This window comes from Corynebacterium sp. HMSC055A01, from assembly GCF_001809405.1.
GTDB classification, from domain to species: Bacteria; Actinomycetota; Actinomycetes; order Mycobacteriales; family Mycobacteriaceae; genus Corynebacterium; species Corynebacterium hesseae.
In genome coordinates, this window is the sequence record NZ_KV797581.1 from 80,138 (window position 1) to 96,368 (window position 16,231).

At 60.2% G+C, this 16,231-nt stretch carries 15 protein-coding genes and 1 tRNA gene; 10 read left to right on the forward strand and 6 right to left on the reverse strand.

The window, feature by feature from the left end; all coding sequences use genetic code 11:
• A partial coding sequence (locus HMPREF2604_RS06650) for an integrase core domain-containing protein (RefSeq protein WP_371440692.1) occupies positions 1–216 on the forward strand: 216 nt, incomplete at its 5' end.
• A 343-nt stretch (positions 217–559) separates the two neighbouring features.
• Here HMPREF2604_RS06650 and HMPREF2604_RS06655 read toward each other — a convergent pair.
• From HMPREF2604_RS06655 to HMPREF2604_RS06670, 4 genes are all read right to left on the reverse strand, one after another.
• Positions 560–922 (reverse strand): DoxX family protein, encoded by a 363-nt coding sequence (locus HMPREF2604_RS06655; RefSeq protein ID WP_049157746.1) that lies wholly within the window; start codon positions 920–922, stop codon positions 560–562.
• On the reverse strand, positions 919–1,494 hold the full coding sequence (locus tag HMPREF2604_RS06660; protein WP_005292598.1) for a TetR/AcrR family transcriptional regulator: 576 nt from the start codon (positions 1,492–1,494) through the stop codon (positions 919–921). The genes HMPREF2604_RS06655 and HMPREF2604_RS06660 overlap by 4 nt, the downstream gene beginning before the upstream one ends.
• A gap of 62 nt (positions 1,495–1,556) precedes the next feature.
• On the reverse strand, positions 1,557–1,946 hold the full coding sequence (locus tag HMPREF2604_RS06665) for an NUDIX hydrolase (protein ID WP_070564201.1): 390 nt from the start codon (positions 1,944–1,946) through the stop codon (positions 1,557–1,559).
• A gap of 20 nt (positions 1,947–1,966) precedes the next feature.
• A complete protein-coding gene (locus HMPREF2604_RS06670) occupies positions 1,967–3,151 on the reverse strand; it encodes an Nramp family divalent metal transporter (protein WP_070564204.1) in 1,185 nt (394 codons plus the stop codon).
• A 174-nt stretch (positions 3,152–3,325) separates the two neighbouring features.
• On the opposite strand from HMPREF2604_RS06670, the gene HMPREF2604_RS06675 reads away from it, so the two are divergent.
• Together HMPREF2604_RS06675 and HMPREF2604_RS06680 are read left to right on the forward strand one after the other, a co-directional pair.
• The gene (locus tag HMPREF2604_RS06675; protein WP_070564206.1) at positions 3,326–5,866 is read left to right on the forward strand and encodes a YhgE/Pip domain-containing protein; all 2,541 of its coding nucleotides are present in this window, start codon (positions 3,326–3,328) and stop codon (positions 5,864–5,866) included.
• Complete coding sequence (locus tag HMPREF2604_RS06680; RefSeq protein ID WP_070564209.1) at positions 5,866–7,914, forward strand: YhgE/Pip domain-containing protein; 2,049 nt, start codon at positions 5,866–5,868, stop codon at positions 7,912–7,914. The genes HMPREF2604_RS06675 and HMPREF2604_RS06680 overlap by 1 nt, the downstream gene beginning before the upstream one ends.
• 3 nt (positions 7,915–7,917) lie before the next feature.
• Here HMPREF2604_RS06680 and HMPREF2604_RS06685 read toward each other — a convergent pair whose 3' ends face one another.
• Complete coding sequence (locus tag HMPREF2604_RS06685; protein WP_070533396.1) at positions 7,918–9,261, reverse strand: MFS transporter; 1,344 nt, start codon at positions 9,259–9,261, stop codon at positions 7,918–7,920.
• 180 nt (positions 9,262–9,441) lie between these two features.
• Here HMPREF2604_RS06685 and HMPREF2604_RS06690 point away from each other — a divergent pair, with 180 nt between their 5' ends.
• From HMPREF2604_RS06690 to HMPREF2604_RS06720, 7 genes are all read left to right on the forward strand, one after another.
• Positions 9,442–10,806: a TrkH family potassium uptake protein gene (locus HMPREF2604_RS06690; RefSeq protein ID WP_070564212.1), complete on the forward strand. Its 1,365-nt coding sequence runs from the start codon at positions 9,442–9,444 to the stop codon at positions 10,804–10,806.
• A 1-nt stretch (position 10,807) separates the two neighbouring features.
• Entirely contained in the window at positions 10,808–11,491 is a 684-nt protein-coding gene (locus HMPREF2604_RS06695; RefSeq protein ID WP_070524594.1) for a potassium channel family protein, read from the forward strand.
• 60 nt (positions 11,492–11,551) lie between these two features.
• Positions 11,552–11,914, forward strand: a complete 363-nt coding sequence (locus HMPREF2604_RS06700) for a YidH family protein (RefSeq protein WP_070524592.1) — start codon at positions 11,552–11,554, stop codon at positions 11,912–11,914.
• On the forward strand, positions 11,911–12,210 hold the full coding sequence (locus tag HMPREF2604_RS06705) for a DUF202 domain-containing protein (protein ID WP_070524591.1): 300 nt from the start codon (positions 11,911–11,913) through the stop codon (positions 12,208–12,210). Before HMPREF2604_RS06700 ends, HMPREF2604_RS06705 begins: the two co-directional genes overlap by 4 nt.
• Before the next feature lie 237 nt (positions 12,211–12,447).
• Positions 12,448–14,022 carry an SLC13 family permease gene (locus HMPREF2604_RS06710; RefSeq protein ID WP_070524590.1) on the forward strand — a complete coding sequence of 525 codons (1,575 nt, stop codon included), beginning with the start codon at positions 12,448–12,450 and terminating at the stop codon, positions 14,020–14,022.
• Positions 14,023–14,064: 42 nt separating this feature from the next.
• Positions 14,065–15,132, forward strand: coding sequence for a GTP-binding protein (locus HMPREF2604_RS06715; protein ID WP_070524588.1), 1,068 nt, complete (start codon positions 14,065–14,067; stop codon positions 15,130–15,132).
• Between the two features lie 166 nt (positions 15,133–15,298).
• Positions 15,299–15,374: transfer RNA gene (locus HMPREF2604_RS06720), tRNA-Arg, on the forward strand.
• Positions 15,375–15,592: 218 nt separating this feature from the next.
• Here the strand turns inward: HMPREF2604_RS06720 and HMPREF2604_RS06725 are convergent.
• Entirely contained in the window at positions 15,593–16,171 is a 579-nt protein-coding gene (locus HMPREF2604_RS06725; protein ID WP_141746440.1) for a hypothetical protein, read from the reverse strand.
• Positions 16,172–16,231: the final 60 nt, after the last annotated feature.

The following is a 16,231-nucleotide window of genomic DNA, read 5'->3' on the forward strand; positions in this document are numbered from 1 at the left end:
AACGCGATGGCCGAGTCGTTCTGGTCGACGTTGAAGACTGAATTTTACGACCGGCAACGCTGGCCTACCAGGGATGCTGCACGCACGGGTGTCGCCCGCTGGATTGAAGTGGTCTACAACCGCCGCCGGCGCCACTCCGCACTCGGGATGGTCAGCCCCGTCGACTTCGAGCACCACATCACCCAGACCACCAACGAAGAAGAAACAGCTGCCTAACCATGAGGTAGCTCCACTACGTGTCCACCATTTGCGGGCAAGCCCAGGAGCCCAATTGTTTCATGCCGATTCAGCGCACCACTTAACCACTGCTGAGCGGGTTTATGTTGTGGTGCTGCGGAGTGGAAGGTATAAACGAGAATGTTGACATCAGGAATGATCATCGAGCACCGCCCATACGGCTTCTTTGTCGCTGAGATCAACTAGAGCTGGTCCGCCGCAATCGAAGGAGGGGAGGTTTATCCTGGTGTGCATACCTTTAGGGTAGAAAGCATCAAGTCATCAATCAATAGGTGCGATGATGCATCTTCCTTCTGGAAGCCGTGAATGGTTGACTGGTGTCTTAAGTCAGTGCGAGCGTCAGGATCGGTACTCCGATGGAGAATGCGAGCATGCCTAAGCAGTTGATCCAGAATGCGCTACCGAGGAAGTGGGCGCGGACATGGGCTGCTGCGGCCGCGCAGAAATAGGCGATGACTCCAATCATGGCTGTGATTCCTACGCCGGGGAACCAGAGGCCGGCAATGAGTCCTACGGCGGCGAGGCACTTGATGACAATGAGCGCCCACCACCAGTCCTTGGGGAGTTTGACGCCGCTGAGGCAGGCTTCGATGAAGGGGACTGGTTTGAGGGAGAGGGCGGCGTCGCCAAGCAGAATGGCTGCTAGTAGAAGGGAGGGCCAGGCTGGGGAAGATTCTAGGATCATTGGGTTACTCCGAATGCGGTGTTGAGGCGTTCGATCGATGAGGCGGCTTGGGATGTGAGGTGCTCGGTGTCGTAGATTCCGGCGGCCCAGCCGATGAGTAAGCCGAGGTAGACGTTGTACAGCAGGTCGGCGTACTCGGCCGCATCGGCGCTGCTGAGCCTGGTGCCGAGTCGCAGGGTGATTTCATCGGTCAGGAGCGTTTTGAGTGCGGTGAGCGCTTCGCCTTGATTGCCTTGTTGGATGAGTGCTGCGCCAAAGGCGCGGGAGAGCTCTTCGTGGCCGGTAAACATCTGGAGGAAAGGTCTCAGGACATCGAGAAGGCTATCGGATTGTCCCCGGATGTCATCGTGGAGTTCTGAAATGTGTTGGCCAATGGTGCGGATGAGCAGCGTTTGTTTGTCGCCGACTCCCATGACGGTTCCCACGCTAACGCCAGCTTCGGATGCGATAGTCCGGATGCTGGTGGTGGCGTAGCCCTGAGTGAGGAAGAGTTCGTAGGCGGTGGCTAGGACCTTGCTGACGGTGCCAGCTTTGGCGGCCGAGCGCGATGAGTGAACGTGTTCAGTGAACATGTTCAAAAGGGTAGCTCTTGATGGTTTCGAGGTCAATGACGCCGAAGTGTTGACAGTTGGCGCTAGGCCAGCGTGGGGAAGACGCGGTCGCGCAGCAGGTGTGCAAGCTCGCGGTCGGGGGCTGCTGGGTTGACCCAGGCGGTGTCCCCGATTTCGGCGGCGGCGTGGGGTTCGTCGGTGGTGACGGTGCGGGTGTAGGTGAAGATGGTGCCGACGACGACCTCGCCCGGTTCGTTGGCGGCGGGAGCGTCGAAGGTGCCGAGTTTGTTGAGGCTCTCGGCGTCGAGGGTGAGGCCTACTTCTTCGGCAACTTCGCGCAGGGCGGCGTCGACAAGCGCCTCGCCCGCCTCGGGCTTGCCGCCGGGCAGTTGGTACTTGGTGGAGGACTTCTTGCGCACGGTAAGCACGTGGCCTTGTGGGTTGCGGATGACGACGGCTGCTACTTCAATCATGGCTGCTGATTGTAGGCGGCCTAGAGCAGCGGCAGGAGCACGAGGGCGAGATTGAGTGCGATGACCAGCGCGGCAAGCGTCCAGCCCACGGCCATAGACCAGGGTTTCGCGGCGAACTCACCCATGACGTCCCGGGAGCCGGCATAGCGGAAAAGCGGGATGATGGCGAAGGGGATGCCCAGGGAAAGAAGTGCCTGGCTGACCACCAGTGCCATAGTGGGGTCGACCCCGCAGCCGATGATGACCAGCGCCGGGATGAGCGTGACCAGGCGGCGGACTAGTAGGGGGACCTTGATGTGAAGCAGGCCGTCCATGATTTCGGAGCCGGCGTAGGCGCCCACTGACGTCGAGGCGAGGCCGCTGGCCAGCAGGCCGATGGCGAAGAGAACGCCGGCCAGCGGGCCGAGGTGGCTGGCAATCGCCGTGTGGGCCCCGGAGATGGTCTCTGTGCCGTCCACGCCGTAGAGGGCCGAGCCCGCCAGGATCAGCAGGCCCACGTTGACGAGCCCGGCGATGGACAGCGCCACGGCGATGTCCGCGCGGGTGCCGGCCAGCACGTGGGGGATTTCCAGGTCGGGGTAGCGCTGCTTGGTCAGGGAGGAGTGTAGGTAAATGGCGTGCGGCATGACGGTGGCGCCCAACATGGAGGCGGCCAGCAGGATGCTGTCCTTGCCCTCTAGGCGGGGGATGAGGCCGCCGGCCACGTCGGCGGGGTCGGGCGGGGCGATGGCGAGGCCGGCAAGGAAGCCGATGCAGATGACCAGGAGCAGGCCGATGACAAGCCCCTCGAACCACTGGTTCTTCTTCTGGAAGATGAGGAGAATGATGGAGACCGCGCCGATGATGAGCGCGCCCGCGAACAGGGGGAGGTTGAAGAGGAGTTGCAGGGCAATGGCGCCGCCGATGACTTCGGCGAGGTCGGTGGCCGCGGCGATGAGCTCGGCCTGGGCCCACATGCCTAGGCGCGCGCGGCGGGAGAGACGCTCGCCCATGATTTCCGGCAGGGAGCGGTGGGTGACTAGGCCCAGTTTGGCGGAGTGGTACTGGATGAACATGGCCATGAGGTTGGCCACGACGAGTACCCACACCAGGAGGTAGCCGTAGTGGGAGCCGGCGCTGATGTTGGCGGCTACGTTGCCGGGGTCGACGTAAGCCACTGCAGCAACGAAGGCGGGGCCGGTGAGGCTGATTAAGGTCTTACGCATAGGCATCTCCATACCAAAAGTTCAACTACTTGAAGTCTAGTTTTCATCGCCATATGTTCAAGCCAGGGGTTTGATCCGGCAAACCATGTTAAAGCTTATTTGTTAATTATTTAAATTACTTTATGTATTTTGGCTGGTTAGAGACAGGGAGGTGCAACGGGTACACTGCCTTCAGTGCGCCAAAGTTGGAAGATTTTTATCAGAGATGTAGCCAGGCTTGGCCGCGTCCCCAGGGCGTGGATCATTCTCATCGGGCTCGTCATCACCCCCGCGTTGTATTCATGGGTGAACATCGCGGCTTTTCGTGACCCTTATGGCCATACCAACAACATCAAGGTGGCCGTGGTCAACGAGGATAAGGGTGCTAACAATGAGCTGACGGGGAAGATAGATGTCGGCAGCGAGGTCATTGAGAAACTCAAAAAGAATGACCAGATAGGCTGGCAATTCCTTGAGCGCGACGAAGCCGAGAAAGCCCTTTTAGAGGGAGACGTGTATGCCTCGGTGACGATTCCGGAGGACTTTAGCGAGAACCTCGTGAGCATGCTCGACGGGAAGTTCACGCAGCCGCAGCTGGTTTACCGCGTCAACGAGAAGAACAACGCCATCGCCGTGAAGATCACGGATACCGGTGCCAAAGGTCTGGACAAGCAGATCACGGCGGCCTTCAAGGAGCAGGTGGCCACCGTCGCGGCGGAGAACGTCAAGGACACCGGTACTGACTTCGAGCGAAAAGTCACGCGGGCGATGAACAACACCAGCTCCGCGTTCGGGGAGACCGCGCAGGAGATTGACGGTAACCGTGAGAACCTCGCGCGGATCCAGGGAAAGCTTGACGCCGCTGCTGATTCCACGTTGGGCGCCAAGTCCACGGTGGCTGATGTGAGTGCTGCGCTGGGCGACGCCCAAACAGCCCTCGCCGAGGTCTCCTCCCTAGTCGAGCAGGCCCAAGGGGGCATCGGTGACTTCACCGACCAGACCACCGGTGCCTTCGTCAGTGGCGCAAGTGCGGTGGCAGACGGCACCGCACAGGCGCAGGAATCCATTGCGGATGTCACAGCTGGCCTGAACCAGGCCGGTGACCGTTTCGATTACGCCACGCAACGGGCGAACACTGCTATTGACGCGAGTGCGGAATCGATTGCGCAGCTTAAGGCGTTGCGCGATTCCGCAACGCTTTCACCGCAGGTGGCCAAGGAGATCGATGACGCCATCCAGCGCCTCGATGAGGGCAATGAATCCAACCGCCAGCTGGTGGGGAACCTGAATGCGCTGAGCAAGGATACCCAGGCCGCAGCGGACAACGTGCAGGCAAGTGCGGAGGCCATCAACCAGGCGGCGGCAGATACCAAGGCCACCTCGCAAACGCTGCGCGATACCGTGACCACCGCTGTGCCCGAAATCAACCGTGCCATGAGCAATCTGAGCTCCATGGCGAGTGCTTTGAGCTCCACCCTGGAAGCTCAGAAGGGAACCATGCAGGAGGCCAATGGTCTCCTGGACGGCGTGGCCCAGCAGCTGCGCGCCACGAAGGACACCTTGTCCGATTTCGATACCAACCTCCTGGCCCTGCAGGACAGCCTGCGCGCTATGCAGGGCGATGTGGGTTCGCTGCGTGCCGCGATGAACTCCAAAGTCGTTCAAAATGTCACCGGGCTGGACGCGGAAGAAATCGGTAAATTCTTTGCGGAGCCCATCGAGCTGAAGACCGAAACCGTGTACCCGGTGGACAGCTACGGCTCCGCCATGGCGGCGCTGTTTACTAACCTCTCTCTGTGGATTGGTGCCTTCGTCCTCATGGTGATCTTCCGGGTTGAGGTCGATAAGGAGGGCTTCGACCGCATCACGGTGGGCCAGGCCTACTTGGGCCGCTTCCTCCTCATGGCCCTGATGGTCATCGTCCAGGCCATCACGGTGACCGTCGGTGACCTGCTCATTGGCGTGCAGACCGTGAATGCGCCGGCTTTCGTCCTGACAGGCATACTCGTGGGACTGGCCTACTTGAGCATTATTTACGCACTGTCCTCATCCCTGGGACACCTGGGGCGTGGCCTCTGCGTGGTCTTTGTCATTATCCAGATTCCGGGTGCTTCGGGCCTGTACCCGATTGAGCTTTTGCCCAACTTCTTCCACACCATCTACCCACTACTGCCATTCACGTACGGCATCGATGCCATGCGCGAAACCATCGGTGGGTTCTATGGGAACCACTATTTCAAGAACATGGCCGTGCTCGCCTTCATGTTCATTCTGTTCTTCGTCTTCGGCCTGCTGCTGCGTAAGGCGTTGGCGCACTTCAATGTCATCTTCAACCGCGAGCTGCGGGACACTGAGCTCTTTGACTATGAAAACGTGCAGGTTGTGGGCTCCGGCTACCGCATCGCGGACGTCATCCAGGCGCTGGATAGCCGCAGTGGCCTCAAGAGGGATTTGGACCGCCGCGCTCATAACTGGGGCTATTGGCTCAAGATGGTGGCCATCGCGGGCGTTATCGGCGTGGTCATCCTCATTGTTGTCTCGGGCCTCTTGCCCGACCAGAAGCCGTTGCTCTTGGGCATTTGGACGGCGTGGTGCTTCCTTATTATTGTCGCCGCGGTCACCCTGGAGTACCTGCGCATCAGCTTGAAACAGTCCGCGGAGCTCGTGACGTTGGATGAAGATGACCTTATTCATCCGTCCAGCATCGGCGCGGAGTCCACGGAGGGGGATAACTAATGCGTGGAACACTCGATCTTTTCCTCAACGATATCCGCACCGCATGCCGCAACGTGATGAGCGCGGTGATGCTCGTGGGTCTCGTCGTCATCCCGATGCTGTTCACCTGGTTTAACGTTCTGGCCAGCTGGGATCCCTTCGATAACACCAGCCAGCTCAAGGTGGCGGTGGCTAGCAAGGACACCGGCTATAAAAGCGATCTGTTGCCGGTGCCCATCAACGTCGGCGACCAGGTGCTCAATGAGCTACGTGCAAACGAGCAGCTGGATTGGGTTGTGACGACTTCCGATGAGGCGATTGAAGGTACCAAGTCCGGTGAGTATTACGCAGCCATCGTGCTGCCGGAAGATTTCAGTACCGACATGATGAACTTCTACACGGATGGATCCAAGCCCGCCGACTTGTCCTTCTATACGAATGAGAAGAAGAATGCGCTGGCGCCGAAGATCACTGGTCAGGGTGCAGAAGGCGTGTCGGCTCAGGTGGCCGAGGCCTTCACCACGACGGTCGGTGACGTCTCCTTCGATCTGGTCACCTCACTCTCCGACTTCTTGAGCCAGGGCGATACCAAGGCTGTGTTGGACCGGATGCAGGCGCGCGCGGATGGTGTGCAGACCCAGCTGGACATGGCCGCGCGTACCGCGCGTTCCCTCGCGGGCCTGGTGGATACCGCGGTTCCGCTCATGGAAAGCGCCCAGCGCATTGCGGACTCGGCAGACCTGGAGCTGCCGGAGATCCAGTCTTCCTCACTCAATGTTTCCACCGACGCCCTGCAGCAATCCCTCGATGCCACCAGCGCCAGTTATGACGTGGTACGCCAACGCATTGATGCGCTTTACGACGACGCCTCCGCCTCCCGCGCCGACCGCGTCGCCACGCTCAACACCTTGGCCGGCCAGGTAGAAGGCACCATCGCTCGGTATCAGAACCTGCACGGACACATCGAGGCCCTGCCGCTTCCTGCCGGGGATAAGGAGAAGGCGCTCAGCCGTATCGAGGAGGCCATCGACGCTCAGCGCACTCTCCACGCGCGCCTCACGGCGGCCGCGAACGCTCCCGAACCCACGAAGCCGGATCTCTCCAGCCTCGATGATGCCAAGAAGGCAGTGGAGGGAATCTCCACCTCCGGTCTGCGTGAATCCCTGCGCGCGCTGCAGGATTCCCTGGGCCAGGTGAGCGCGGATCTGGATACCGCGAAGACTCCCGTCACCATTGATTCCTCTTCCCTGACGGATGCTCGGGATGCGGTACAGAAGCTCGCCTCTGGCCTGCAGGATAAGGCCAACAAGTTCGGCGACCTGCGGAAGGATATCGACTCCGCTGCGGCATCTGGTGACCTGAAGAAGTTGGCGGACCTCATTGGTTCCGATCCGGATGCCTTGGCGCGTGCGATTGCGGCGCCGGTGGACGTCGACAGGCAAGCGGTCTACCCGGTTAAGAGCTTCGGCGCCGGCATGACGCCGATGTACACGGCGCTGGCGCTGTGGGTGGGTGCGCTGCTGACTGCGGTGAGCGTGCGCACGGATGTGGTGGATAAGGATACATATTCGCCGATGCAGCGCTTCTTCGGCCGCTTCGGAATGTTTGCCGCGGTTGGCCTCGTGCAGTCGACGATGCTGATTCTGGGCCTCATCTTCTTCGTGGGCATTGAGCCCGCGCACCCGATTCTCATGCTGTTGGCGGGCTGGGTTAGCTCGCTCATCTTTATGCTGATTTGCTACACCTTCGTGGTGTCCTTCGCCAACGCGGGCAAGGCTCTAGCGGTGCTCATGCTGGTGGTCCAAGTATCGTCGTCGGGCGGTGCCTACCCCTTGCAGGTGCTCCCGGACTGGTTCCAGAACATTAGCCCGTGGCTGCCGGCGACCTACACCATCCGCGCCTTCCGCGCGGCCATTGCCGGAACTTACCACGGTGATTACTGGCTCTCCCTGTTCGCGCTCTTGCTCTTTGCCGTACCGATGCTGATTCTGGGCGTGGTCTTCCACAAGCCGTTGGAGAAATTCACCAACGGCTGGGTGGAGACCTTGGACAAGACCAAGCTGATGTAGCGCCTATTTCTTGGCGTAGGCGCTGCCTTCGGGGTTGTCGATTGTGGAGTGAGTGCGGCTGTCATGTAGGAAGAGCATGGCAACCACACCCAGCGCCGCCATGACAGTGACATAAATGGGGAAGGCGTTGGCGTGGCCGGCGTTCTTTAGACCCAGAGCTACGTATTCGGCCGAACCGCCGAAAAGCGAGTTGCCCACGGCATAGGTGAATCCCACGCCGAGGCCGCGGATGTAGGTGGGGAACATCTCGGCCTTGAGAATTCCGGAAATCGAGGTGTAGCCGCTTTCGAAGACGAAGATGAGAATGATGACTGCCCCGGCGCCGATCAGAGTGGATTGGGCTTCCAGGAGCATGAAGGCGGGGATGGTGCCGACCGTGGATGCCACACCGAAAATGAGGATGGTGTTCTTGCGGCCGATCTTGTCAGAAAGCAAGCCTGTCAGCGGCTGCAGGATCATAAAGACGAAGAGGCATACTGTCATCGTCCGGGCAACGTCGCCTTTGGCAAAACCACCCGTATTGATGAGGAACTTCTGCATGTATGTGGTGTAGGTGTAGAAGGTCAGTGAGCCGATTGCGGTAATACCAAGGACGACCCAGAACGAGCGCGGGTGCTGCATGAGTTGGCGAAGTGTTCCGGCTCCCTCCTCACTGCGCTCGGTGCTCGACGTCGTTTCTTCAAGACCGTTTCGTAGCCAGAGGCTTACCACAGCGGCGAGTGCACCGATTACGAAAGGCAGGCGCCACCACCCATTTGTGATTGCTTCTTCTCCCAGCGTGGAGGTCATGATGACGGCGAGGAGGCTGGCCAGCAATTGCCCGCCGATGAGCGTGACGTATTGGAAGGAGGAGTAGAAGCCGCGGCGTCCTGAGGAAGCAATCTCAGACATGTAGGTGGCCGTTGCTCCGTACTCACCACCCACGGAGAGTCCCTGGATGCAGCGCACGATGAGCATCAGCACTGGAGCCCAGGCGCCAACGGTCGCCGCGGTGGGCAAGGCCGCAAAGAGGAGGGAGCCGGCGCACATCATGATGATGGCGATCAGCATTGAGCGCTTGCGGCCATAGCGGTCGGCGATGCGCCCGAAGACGTAACCGCCGATAGGGCGCATGAGGAACCCGACAAAGAAGACGCCCGCAGACTTCATGAGCGCACCGGTTTCACCAGTGCCGCTGAAGAACTGGTCTGCAAAATAGACGCTGAAGAAGGCGTAGATATAAAAATCAAACCATTCCACAAGGTTGCCGCTGGATGCGGCGAGAATAGCCTTGATGGTTGGCCATTCGATTCTTGGTTTGGCAGCTTCAGCGCCGTCCGCCGTGTGCGTGGTCGCTTTATGATCCATGGTGGCCTCGCTTTCATATCCGGGTAAAAGGCCGATTCGTTCCTAATACCTGTCGTTCGATTGTCTAATGGGAAACTACCTTTCGGGCAGTTATTACAAAAGATATAACTATAAAATTGCCGGCAAATTCACAGGGAATGGGGGTGATTTAAGAGGGCGCGAAGCGTAGTGTGAAGCGCTGTGAAACGCGGTCATTTCCTGGGCCCGGCTCGGCTCACCGCCGTGGGCTTTATCTTGCTCATCCTCGTGGGAACGCTGCTGCTGATGCTGCCGATTTCCGCCAATGTTCCGCAGTGGACCCCGTTCCTGCCAGCGCTTTTTACGGCGACCTCGGCGGTCTCTTTGACGGGTCTGGTGGTGGAGGACACCGGCACCTACTGGACCTCCTTCGGCCAAGCGGTCATCATCGCGCTCATCCAGCTGGGAGGGCTGGGCATCATGAGTTTGGCGTCGCTGTCGGGCATGCTGTTGACCGGCCGTATCAGCTTCAAAGCCCGCCGGACCATGGCTGCGGAAGGCCGCGCCGTGGCCTCCGGCGGCATTCGCCGCGCGCTCTTGCTTACCGTGGTTATGACCCTGATCTGCGAGGCCATCGTCGCTGTGTTCATCGGCGTGCGCCTAGCCACCGAGCATGGTGTAGCACCTGGGCGTGCAGCGTGGGAAGGAGTGTTTCATGCCGTTTCGGCCTTCAATAATGCAGGGTTTAGTACCTATTCAGACAGCGTTATCTCCTTCGCTGCTGATGGCTGGATCCTCCTTCCCCTTGCCTTCGCCCTGATCATCGGTGGCTTGGGTTATCCCATGCTGGCGGAGTTCGTGCGACGGGCCCGCGCACGGCTAACGCGCTGGCGCGGTGGCACGCCCCGCATTCACCGCATGTCCATGACCGCCCGGATGACGCTGGGCGCCACCGCGTTCTTGTTGCTGGGTGGCACCGTGATCTTCTTCCTCTCCGAGGGCTCCGGTGTGCTGAACGGGATGCCGCTGGGCCAGAAGCTCATCAACGCCTTCTTCATGAGCGCTTCGCCCCGAACGGCAGGTTTTAACGCCATCGATTACGGTGAGGCGCACCCGTTGACGCTGATGGTGACGGACATCTTGATGTTCATCGGCGGCGGCTCCGCCGGTACGGCGGGCGGCATCAAGGTCACCACCACATGCGTTCTGGGCGCCGCGATGATCTCGGAATTCTTGGGCCGGGAGGACACCTCCATCGGGCACCGGCGTCTGCCGCTGTCCACCTTCCGCCAAGCCCTCGCGCTCACGGCCGCCGGAATGGTAGTCGTGGCCCTCGGCGTGGCGACGCTGCGCATCTGGGACCCCGAGTTCACCGCGGACCAGGTCACCTTTGAGGTGATGTCCGCCTTCGCCACCGTGGGCTTGTCCACGGGCATTACCGCAAGTTTGTCAGCACCATCGCAGCTCATGCTGTGTCTCATCATGTACGTTGGCCGCGTAGGACCCACCACCTTCGTGGCGGCACTGGCCGCCCGGACCATTACCCTGCGCTACCGCTACCCAGAAGAAAGGCCGTTCATTGGCTAACATGTTCAGCGCCCTGCGGCGTGAAAAGTCTTCCATTAATATCCCGCCGGTCGTCGTCATTGGCATGGGTCGGTTTGGTTCTTCCCTAGCCCGTGAACTGATGGAGCACGGCGTGGAGGTTCTTGGCATCGATGCCGAGGAGAAACACGTGCGCGAATATGCCGCGTATCTCACCGAGGCGGTGACCGCGGATACGACCGACGCCGAGGCCCTCCGCCAGCTGGGCGTTGATGAAGTGGAACGCGTGGTCGTGGCCATCGGCTCCGACTTGGAGGATTCCATCCTCACCGCCTCGAACTTGGTGGAACTGGGGGTAGGCGATATCTGGGCCAAGGCGGATTCGGATGCGCACGCCCGTATCCTGCGCCAACTGGGAGTGCACCACGTTATCCGCCCAGAGCGCGATACTGGTCGCCGCGTGGCGCACCTGCTGGGTGGTCGCTTCGAGGATTTTGCGGAGATCGCCACTGATTATGGCGTGACGGCGATGACCCCGCCGGCGTCGATAAGCAAGCACCCGCTCAACCTGCACCAGGTGTGGGAAGCACACAACGTTCAGCTCATCTCCCGCTGTGAGGGGCCTGGCCAGTGGCGCCCGCTTGTCGACGGCACCGAGCTCACCCACCGCGACCTCATCGTCGTCGCCGGTAGCCCCGCGGATCTGGAGGCCTTCTCGCAGTCTTAAGCGCGGCGCTTGGGGTGCTGCGCGCTGTGGAATGAAGCGTCGGACGCTACAGTAGCGCCTATGACGAAGGCACGTTTCCCGGGCTCGGTGTATGGAACAGGGGAGGAACCCGACCCGCGCTTCAGCATGGCCAATGAGCGCACGTTCTTGGCCTGGATCCGCACGTCGCTGGCCTTTATTGCCGGTGGTGTGGCCCTGGAGACCTTCGAGCTGCCGTTGAACACGACGCTGACTCGCGTCGTCTCCGTCATCATGCTGATCGTGGCCATCGTCCTGCCGGCGGTGGCATGGTTTCACTGGGGTGCTTCGGAACGAGCGATGCGCCATGGGCGTCCGCTCCCGGCCAGCCCGGCGTTGGCGTTGATTGTTGGTGTGGTGATCATCATCGGCCTGATGATTCTGGTGGGCGAGCTGCTAGCGTGAGCGAGCTTTTTGATCCTGGCCTCCAACCCGAGCGCACCCGCCTGGCCTGGCAGCGCACGGGGCTCGCGGGCCTTGTTGCGGGTTTGCTTGTCGTGCGTTCCATTGCGCCATGGGCCGCCCTGATTGTCGGGGTAGTGGTGGCCGTTGTGTTGTGGCTGGCCACCGCTAAGCTCCGCCATGTTGACGAGATCCTGGCTCGGACCGAATCACCTGCCCTGCCCGGAGCTCCGGCGCTTGCCGCCGTTGCGCTGGGGACGATGCTCCTCGGGGCAGTTGCCTTCGCCGCTATCTGGTAGCGGTGCTCAACGCGAATCTTAAAGGGGTTGCCCACACATTGGTGAGAATTCTTTGCAGCTAATCTGCAAAAAGTTTTGCAAACAGGGGTGAATTTGGTTCTTTAGTGGGGGTAATGAGACGAAAGTGTTTGTTGGTTGTCTGTGGTCTCGATAGCCTGAACGTGTAGGCCCATTCGGTGATCCCGATAACTCTCTCGGCTGAATGGGGGCTGGTTAACCAGGAAAAGGAGGGGGCAGATGACTACCCCGCAAACTCACGTCTCAACCGCGCACACGGAGGGCGAGGACGATCGCGGTGTCGACCGCAAAGACTGGCGCCGCATGGCCATTGGCCTCATTGTCGGTCTCGCATTGGCCATACTCGTGTGGTTCATCTTCCCCAGCAACGCTGTCGACACGGTATTGGAATCCCCCGGCGCCAAGGATGACGCCGAATACACCCAGGGTGCATTGCGTGCTGTAGCCGCGGTGACCATTCTGATGGGCGTGTGGTGGATGACGGAGGCCATTCCGTTGGCCGCTACGGCACTGTTGCCGTTGGTTATCTTCCCGCTAGCTGGTGTGGGTGCCATTAAGGAAGTCGGTGCACCGTATGCCTCCGCCACTATCTTCCTGTTCATGGGGGGCTTCCTTATTGCCCTTGCGCTTCAGCGCTGGAACCTTCACCGCCGCCTTGCACTTTACGTGGTGAAGCTGATTGGTACCTCGCCCAAGCGTCTCATTTTGGGCTTTATGGTGGCTACTGGATTCTTGTCCATGTGGGTCTCTAACACTGCAACCGCCGTGGTTATGCTGCCGATTGGTACGTCAGTGCTAGCGCTGACTGCGGAGACCGTTGGTGGTTGGGATAAGCAGAAGAAGTTTGCCACTGCTCTCATGCTTGGTATCGCGTACTCGGCGTCCATTGGCTCGCTGGGCACGCTCATCGGCACCCCGCCGAATGCCTTCCTCAATGCGTATATGGCGGATACCTGGGGTGTGACCCTCGGCTTTGGTCGCTGGATGGCTGTAGGTGTGCCGCTGGCCGCCATTTTCCTGCTCATCGCGTGGTTCCTGCTCATCACCATCTTTCAGCCGGAGATGAAGGAGATTCCGGGTGGGCGCGAGCTTATTGATGAGGAAATTGAGGCCCTCGGCCCGTGGACCCGCCCCCAAATCATGACGGGTATTATCTTCCTGCTCGCCGCCGCTTCCTGGGTGGCCCTGCCGCTCGTGCTTAAGGAATTCGACAACTACGATGACGCCATCGTAGGTATTGCAGCCGGTATTCTGCTTTTCATCTTGCCGGCGGACAACGAGCGCCGTATCCGCCTCCTAGACTGGGAGACGGCGAACGAGATGCCGTGGGACGTGCTTCTCTTGTTTGGTGGTGGCCTATCGCTTTCGGCAATGTTCAATCAGTCTGGCCTGTCCCTATGGATTGGTGAGATGGCTAAGGGGCTTAGCGTCCTGCCGGTCGTGCTCATCGTGGCTGCCGTGGCTGCGCTGGTGCTCTTCCTTACGGAAATCACTTCTAACACCGCAACTGCCGCGACCTTCATTCCGATCATGGGCGGCGTCGCGGTGGGCGTTGGTCTGACCGCTGACGGTGACGTCAACGTCCTCCTCCTCACCATCCCGGTGGCACTCGCGGCAACGTGTGCATTCATGTTGCCCGTGGCTACCCCGCCGAACGCCATTGCGTACGGCTCTGGCTACGTCAAGATTGGTGAAATGATTAAGGGCGGTCTGGGTCTCAATATCATCGGCATCTTCCTCATTACCCTGACCGTTTACCTGCTGGCGGTGCCTATTTTCGGCCTCGCGGTCTAGCTGGCGTAGCCATCCCTTGATGAAAAACGTTATCATTACGGGATGGCTACACCCGTTACCGTGCTGTCCGGCTTTTTAGGCAGCGGAAAAACCACCCTTCTCAACCACCTGCTGGCTAATCGCGAGGGGCGCAAGCTGGCAGTCATTGTCAACGACTTCTCCGAGGTCAATATCGATGCCGCCCTCGTCGCTGGCGAGGGTCATCTTGAACGCGGCGAAGACCGCTTCGTTGAGCTCTCCAACGGCTGCATTTGCTGTACATTGCGCGAGGATCTTATTGAGTCCGTCGGCAAGCTGGCCCGTTCCGGCCGTTTCGATCAAATCGTCATCGAATCCACCGGTATTTCCGAGCCCATGCCCGTCGCCGCCACCTTTGAGTGGAAGTTTGAAGACGGCGCCACGCTTGCCGACGTTGCCCCCATCGACACCATGGTCTCCCTCGTGGATGCCTCCACGTTCCTTTCTCAATTACGCCGTGGCCGCAGCTTGGTCTCTGAGAATATCGAGGCCACGCCTGATGACGACCGCACCATCGCCGACCTGCTTGTGGACCAGGTCGAATTCGCCGATCTCATTCTCGTGACGAAGACGGACCTGGTGGAGGCCGCCGAAACCGAACGCGTCATCGCCACCGTGCGCGCCATGAACCCCCGCGCTCGCGTCGTGCCCGTAACCAACGGGGTTATCGACCCTGCGCTGGTCCTTGACGCCCATCTTTATGACACCGCAACCGCCGCGGCCTACCACGGCTACGCCGAGGAACTGGCTAACCCGCACACGCCGGAAACTGAGGAATACGGCATTTCCTCCGTGGTCTTCCGCTCCGATCGGCCTTTCAATCGTAAACGCCTGCTGGCTGCGTTGAGGGGCAGCACCGGCCTGGTGCGTTCGAAAGGTTATTGCTGGATTGACACCGACCTGCGCGTGGCTCATGCCTGGCAGCAAGCAGGGCCCAACCTGCAGATTATGCCGGCGTCATTGTGGGCGGCCAACGGGGTTACTCCCGGCACGGAGTTGGTGCTCATCGGAATCGACTTCGATCACGAGTCCACCCTGCAGGCTTTCAATGACGCCGTGCTTTCCGACGCCGAAGTCGCCGCCCTTGTCTAGCTCGTCATTAAGGTGAACACGGGGTGAATTGCTATGCCCATTCCCTGGGGCGAAAACATGCATTGACATCGGGATTTGTTAGTTCTCTGGAGTGTGGGTATAGTTATTCCTCGTTGCACAGCAGAGCGCACACGCTCCGGCGTCAAGCACTGCAAACCAACGGACTGCGCCCGTAGCTCAACGGATAGAGCATCTGACTACGGATCAGAAGGTTGGGGGTTCGAATCCCTCCGGGCGCACCACCTAAAACCCCAGGTTAAACGGCATAAACACCGGATAGCCTGGGGGTTTCTTCGCGTTTTAGTCGCCTAAAAGTAGACCCGAGTAATCCCAGGTAAACCGAAGTGGGTGCAAACGCGGTGCAAACACCCTGCAAACGGATTGCAAACATCCGACCTGGTATCTGGCTTAAGCCCTTAAGGGACATTTCGTGTGGATTTGCGGCGTGTCGCGTTGTTGGTTAGCAGGGTCCGTATTCGGAGGGGAACCGGACGCACAGGGGTGGCAATTGCTGGCTGGGGCCGTAGCCATCGCCGCTGTTGGGGTTGTAGGTAGGCGTGTAGGTCATGGGGAGATCGACGCCGCCGTTGCAGGCCGGATATTCGGGGTGTGCTGCGCACATCTCGACTTCGGTGTCATAGCCCGCGTAGCTGCCGCCGATTGGCGCGCTACCAGTTAATCCGGCAGCTCCCTCGGCGGAAGCGCTGGCAGCGCCACCCATCTGCTGCCAGCACCAATCGGAGTAGGCGGTGGTTCCGTCTGGCCAGAGTGCCGGGCCGGGTGTGCCCTCGAGGCACTGGACGACGTAGGGTTCCTCGGATTGCGCGGTGGTGGGGGCTGCGGCCTCCGCGGTGGGTTCCTCGGTGGTCGAGGTGGCCATGCTGGTCGATGTTGCGGTGGTGCTGCTCGAGCTTGTCGATGTCGACGTGCTCGTTGTGGAGCTCGTCGCGCTCGTCGAGGTGGCCGGGGTGTCGCCGGAGATGGAGCAGCCGGCAACGAGGAGAGTGGCCGCGGTCAGGACAGGGAATAGCTTTTTCATGGGTGGTTCATTGGGAGTTGAGAGTGGTTAGAGGATCATGCGGCTAGTGCGCCCATAAGC

Coding starts and splice junctions, on each gene's coding strand:
- HMPREF2604_RS06725 (WP_141746440.1), bottom strand. CDS start 16,171: ATGAAAAAGCTATTCCCTGTCCTGACCGCGGCCACTCTCCTCGTTGCC.
- HMPREF2604_RS06685 (WP_070533396.1), bottom strand. CDS start 9,261: ATGGATCATAAAGCGACCACGCACACGGCGGACGGCGCTGAAGCTGCC.
- HMPREF2604_RS06700 (WP_070524592.1), top strand. CDS start 11,552: ATGACGAAGGCACGTTTCCCGGGCTCGGTGTATGGAACAGGGGAGGAA.
- HMPREF2604_RS06695 (WP_070524594.1), top strand. CDS start 10,808: ATGTTCAGCGCCCTGCGGCGTGAAAAGTCTTCCATTAATATCCCGCCG.
- HMPREF2604_RS06665 (WP_070564201.1), bottom strand. CDS start 1,946: ATGATTGAAGTAGCAGCCGTCGTCATCCGCAACCCACAAGGCCACGTG.
- HMPREF2604_RS06710 (WP_070524590.1), top strand. CDS start 12,448: ATGACTACCCCGCAAACTCACGTCTCAACCGCGCACACGGAGGGCGAG.
- HMPREF2604_RS06680 (WP_070564209.1), top strand. CDS start 5,866: ATGCGTGGAACACTCGATCTTTTCCTCAACGATATCCGCACCGCATGC.
- HMPREF2604_RS06715 (WP_070524588.1), top strand. CDS start 14,065: ATGGCTACACCCGTTACCGTGCTGTCCGGCTTTTTAGGCAGCGGAAAA.
- HMPREF2604_RS06670 (WP_070564204.1), bottom strand. CDS start 3,151: ATGCGTAAGACCTTAATCAGCCTCACCGGCCCCGCCTTCGTTGCTGCA.
- HMPREF2604_RS06655 (WP_049157746.1), bottom strand. CDS start 922: ATGATCCTAGAATCTTCCCCAGCCTGGCCCTCCCTTCTACTAGCAGCC.
- HMPREF2604_RS06660 (WP_005292598.1), bottom strand. CDS start 1,494: ATGTTCACTGAACACGTTCACTCATCGCGCTCGGCCGCCAAAGCTGGC.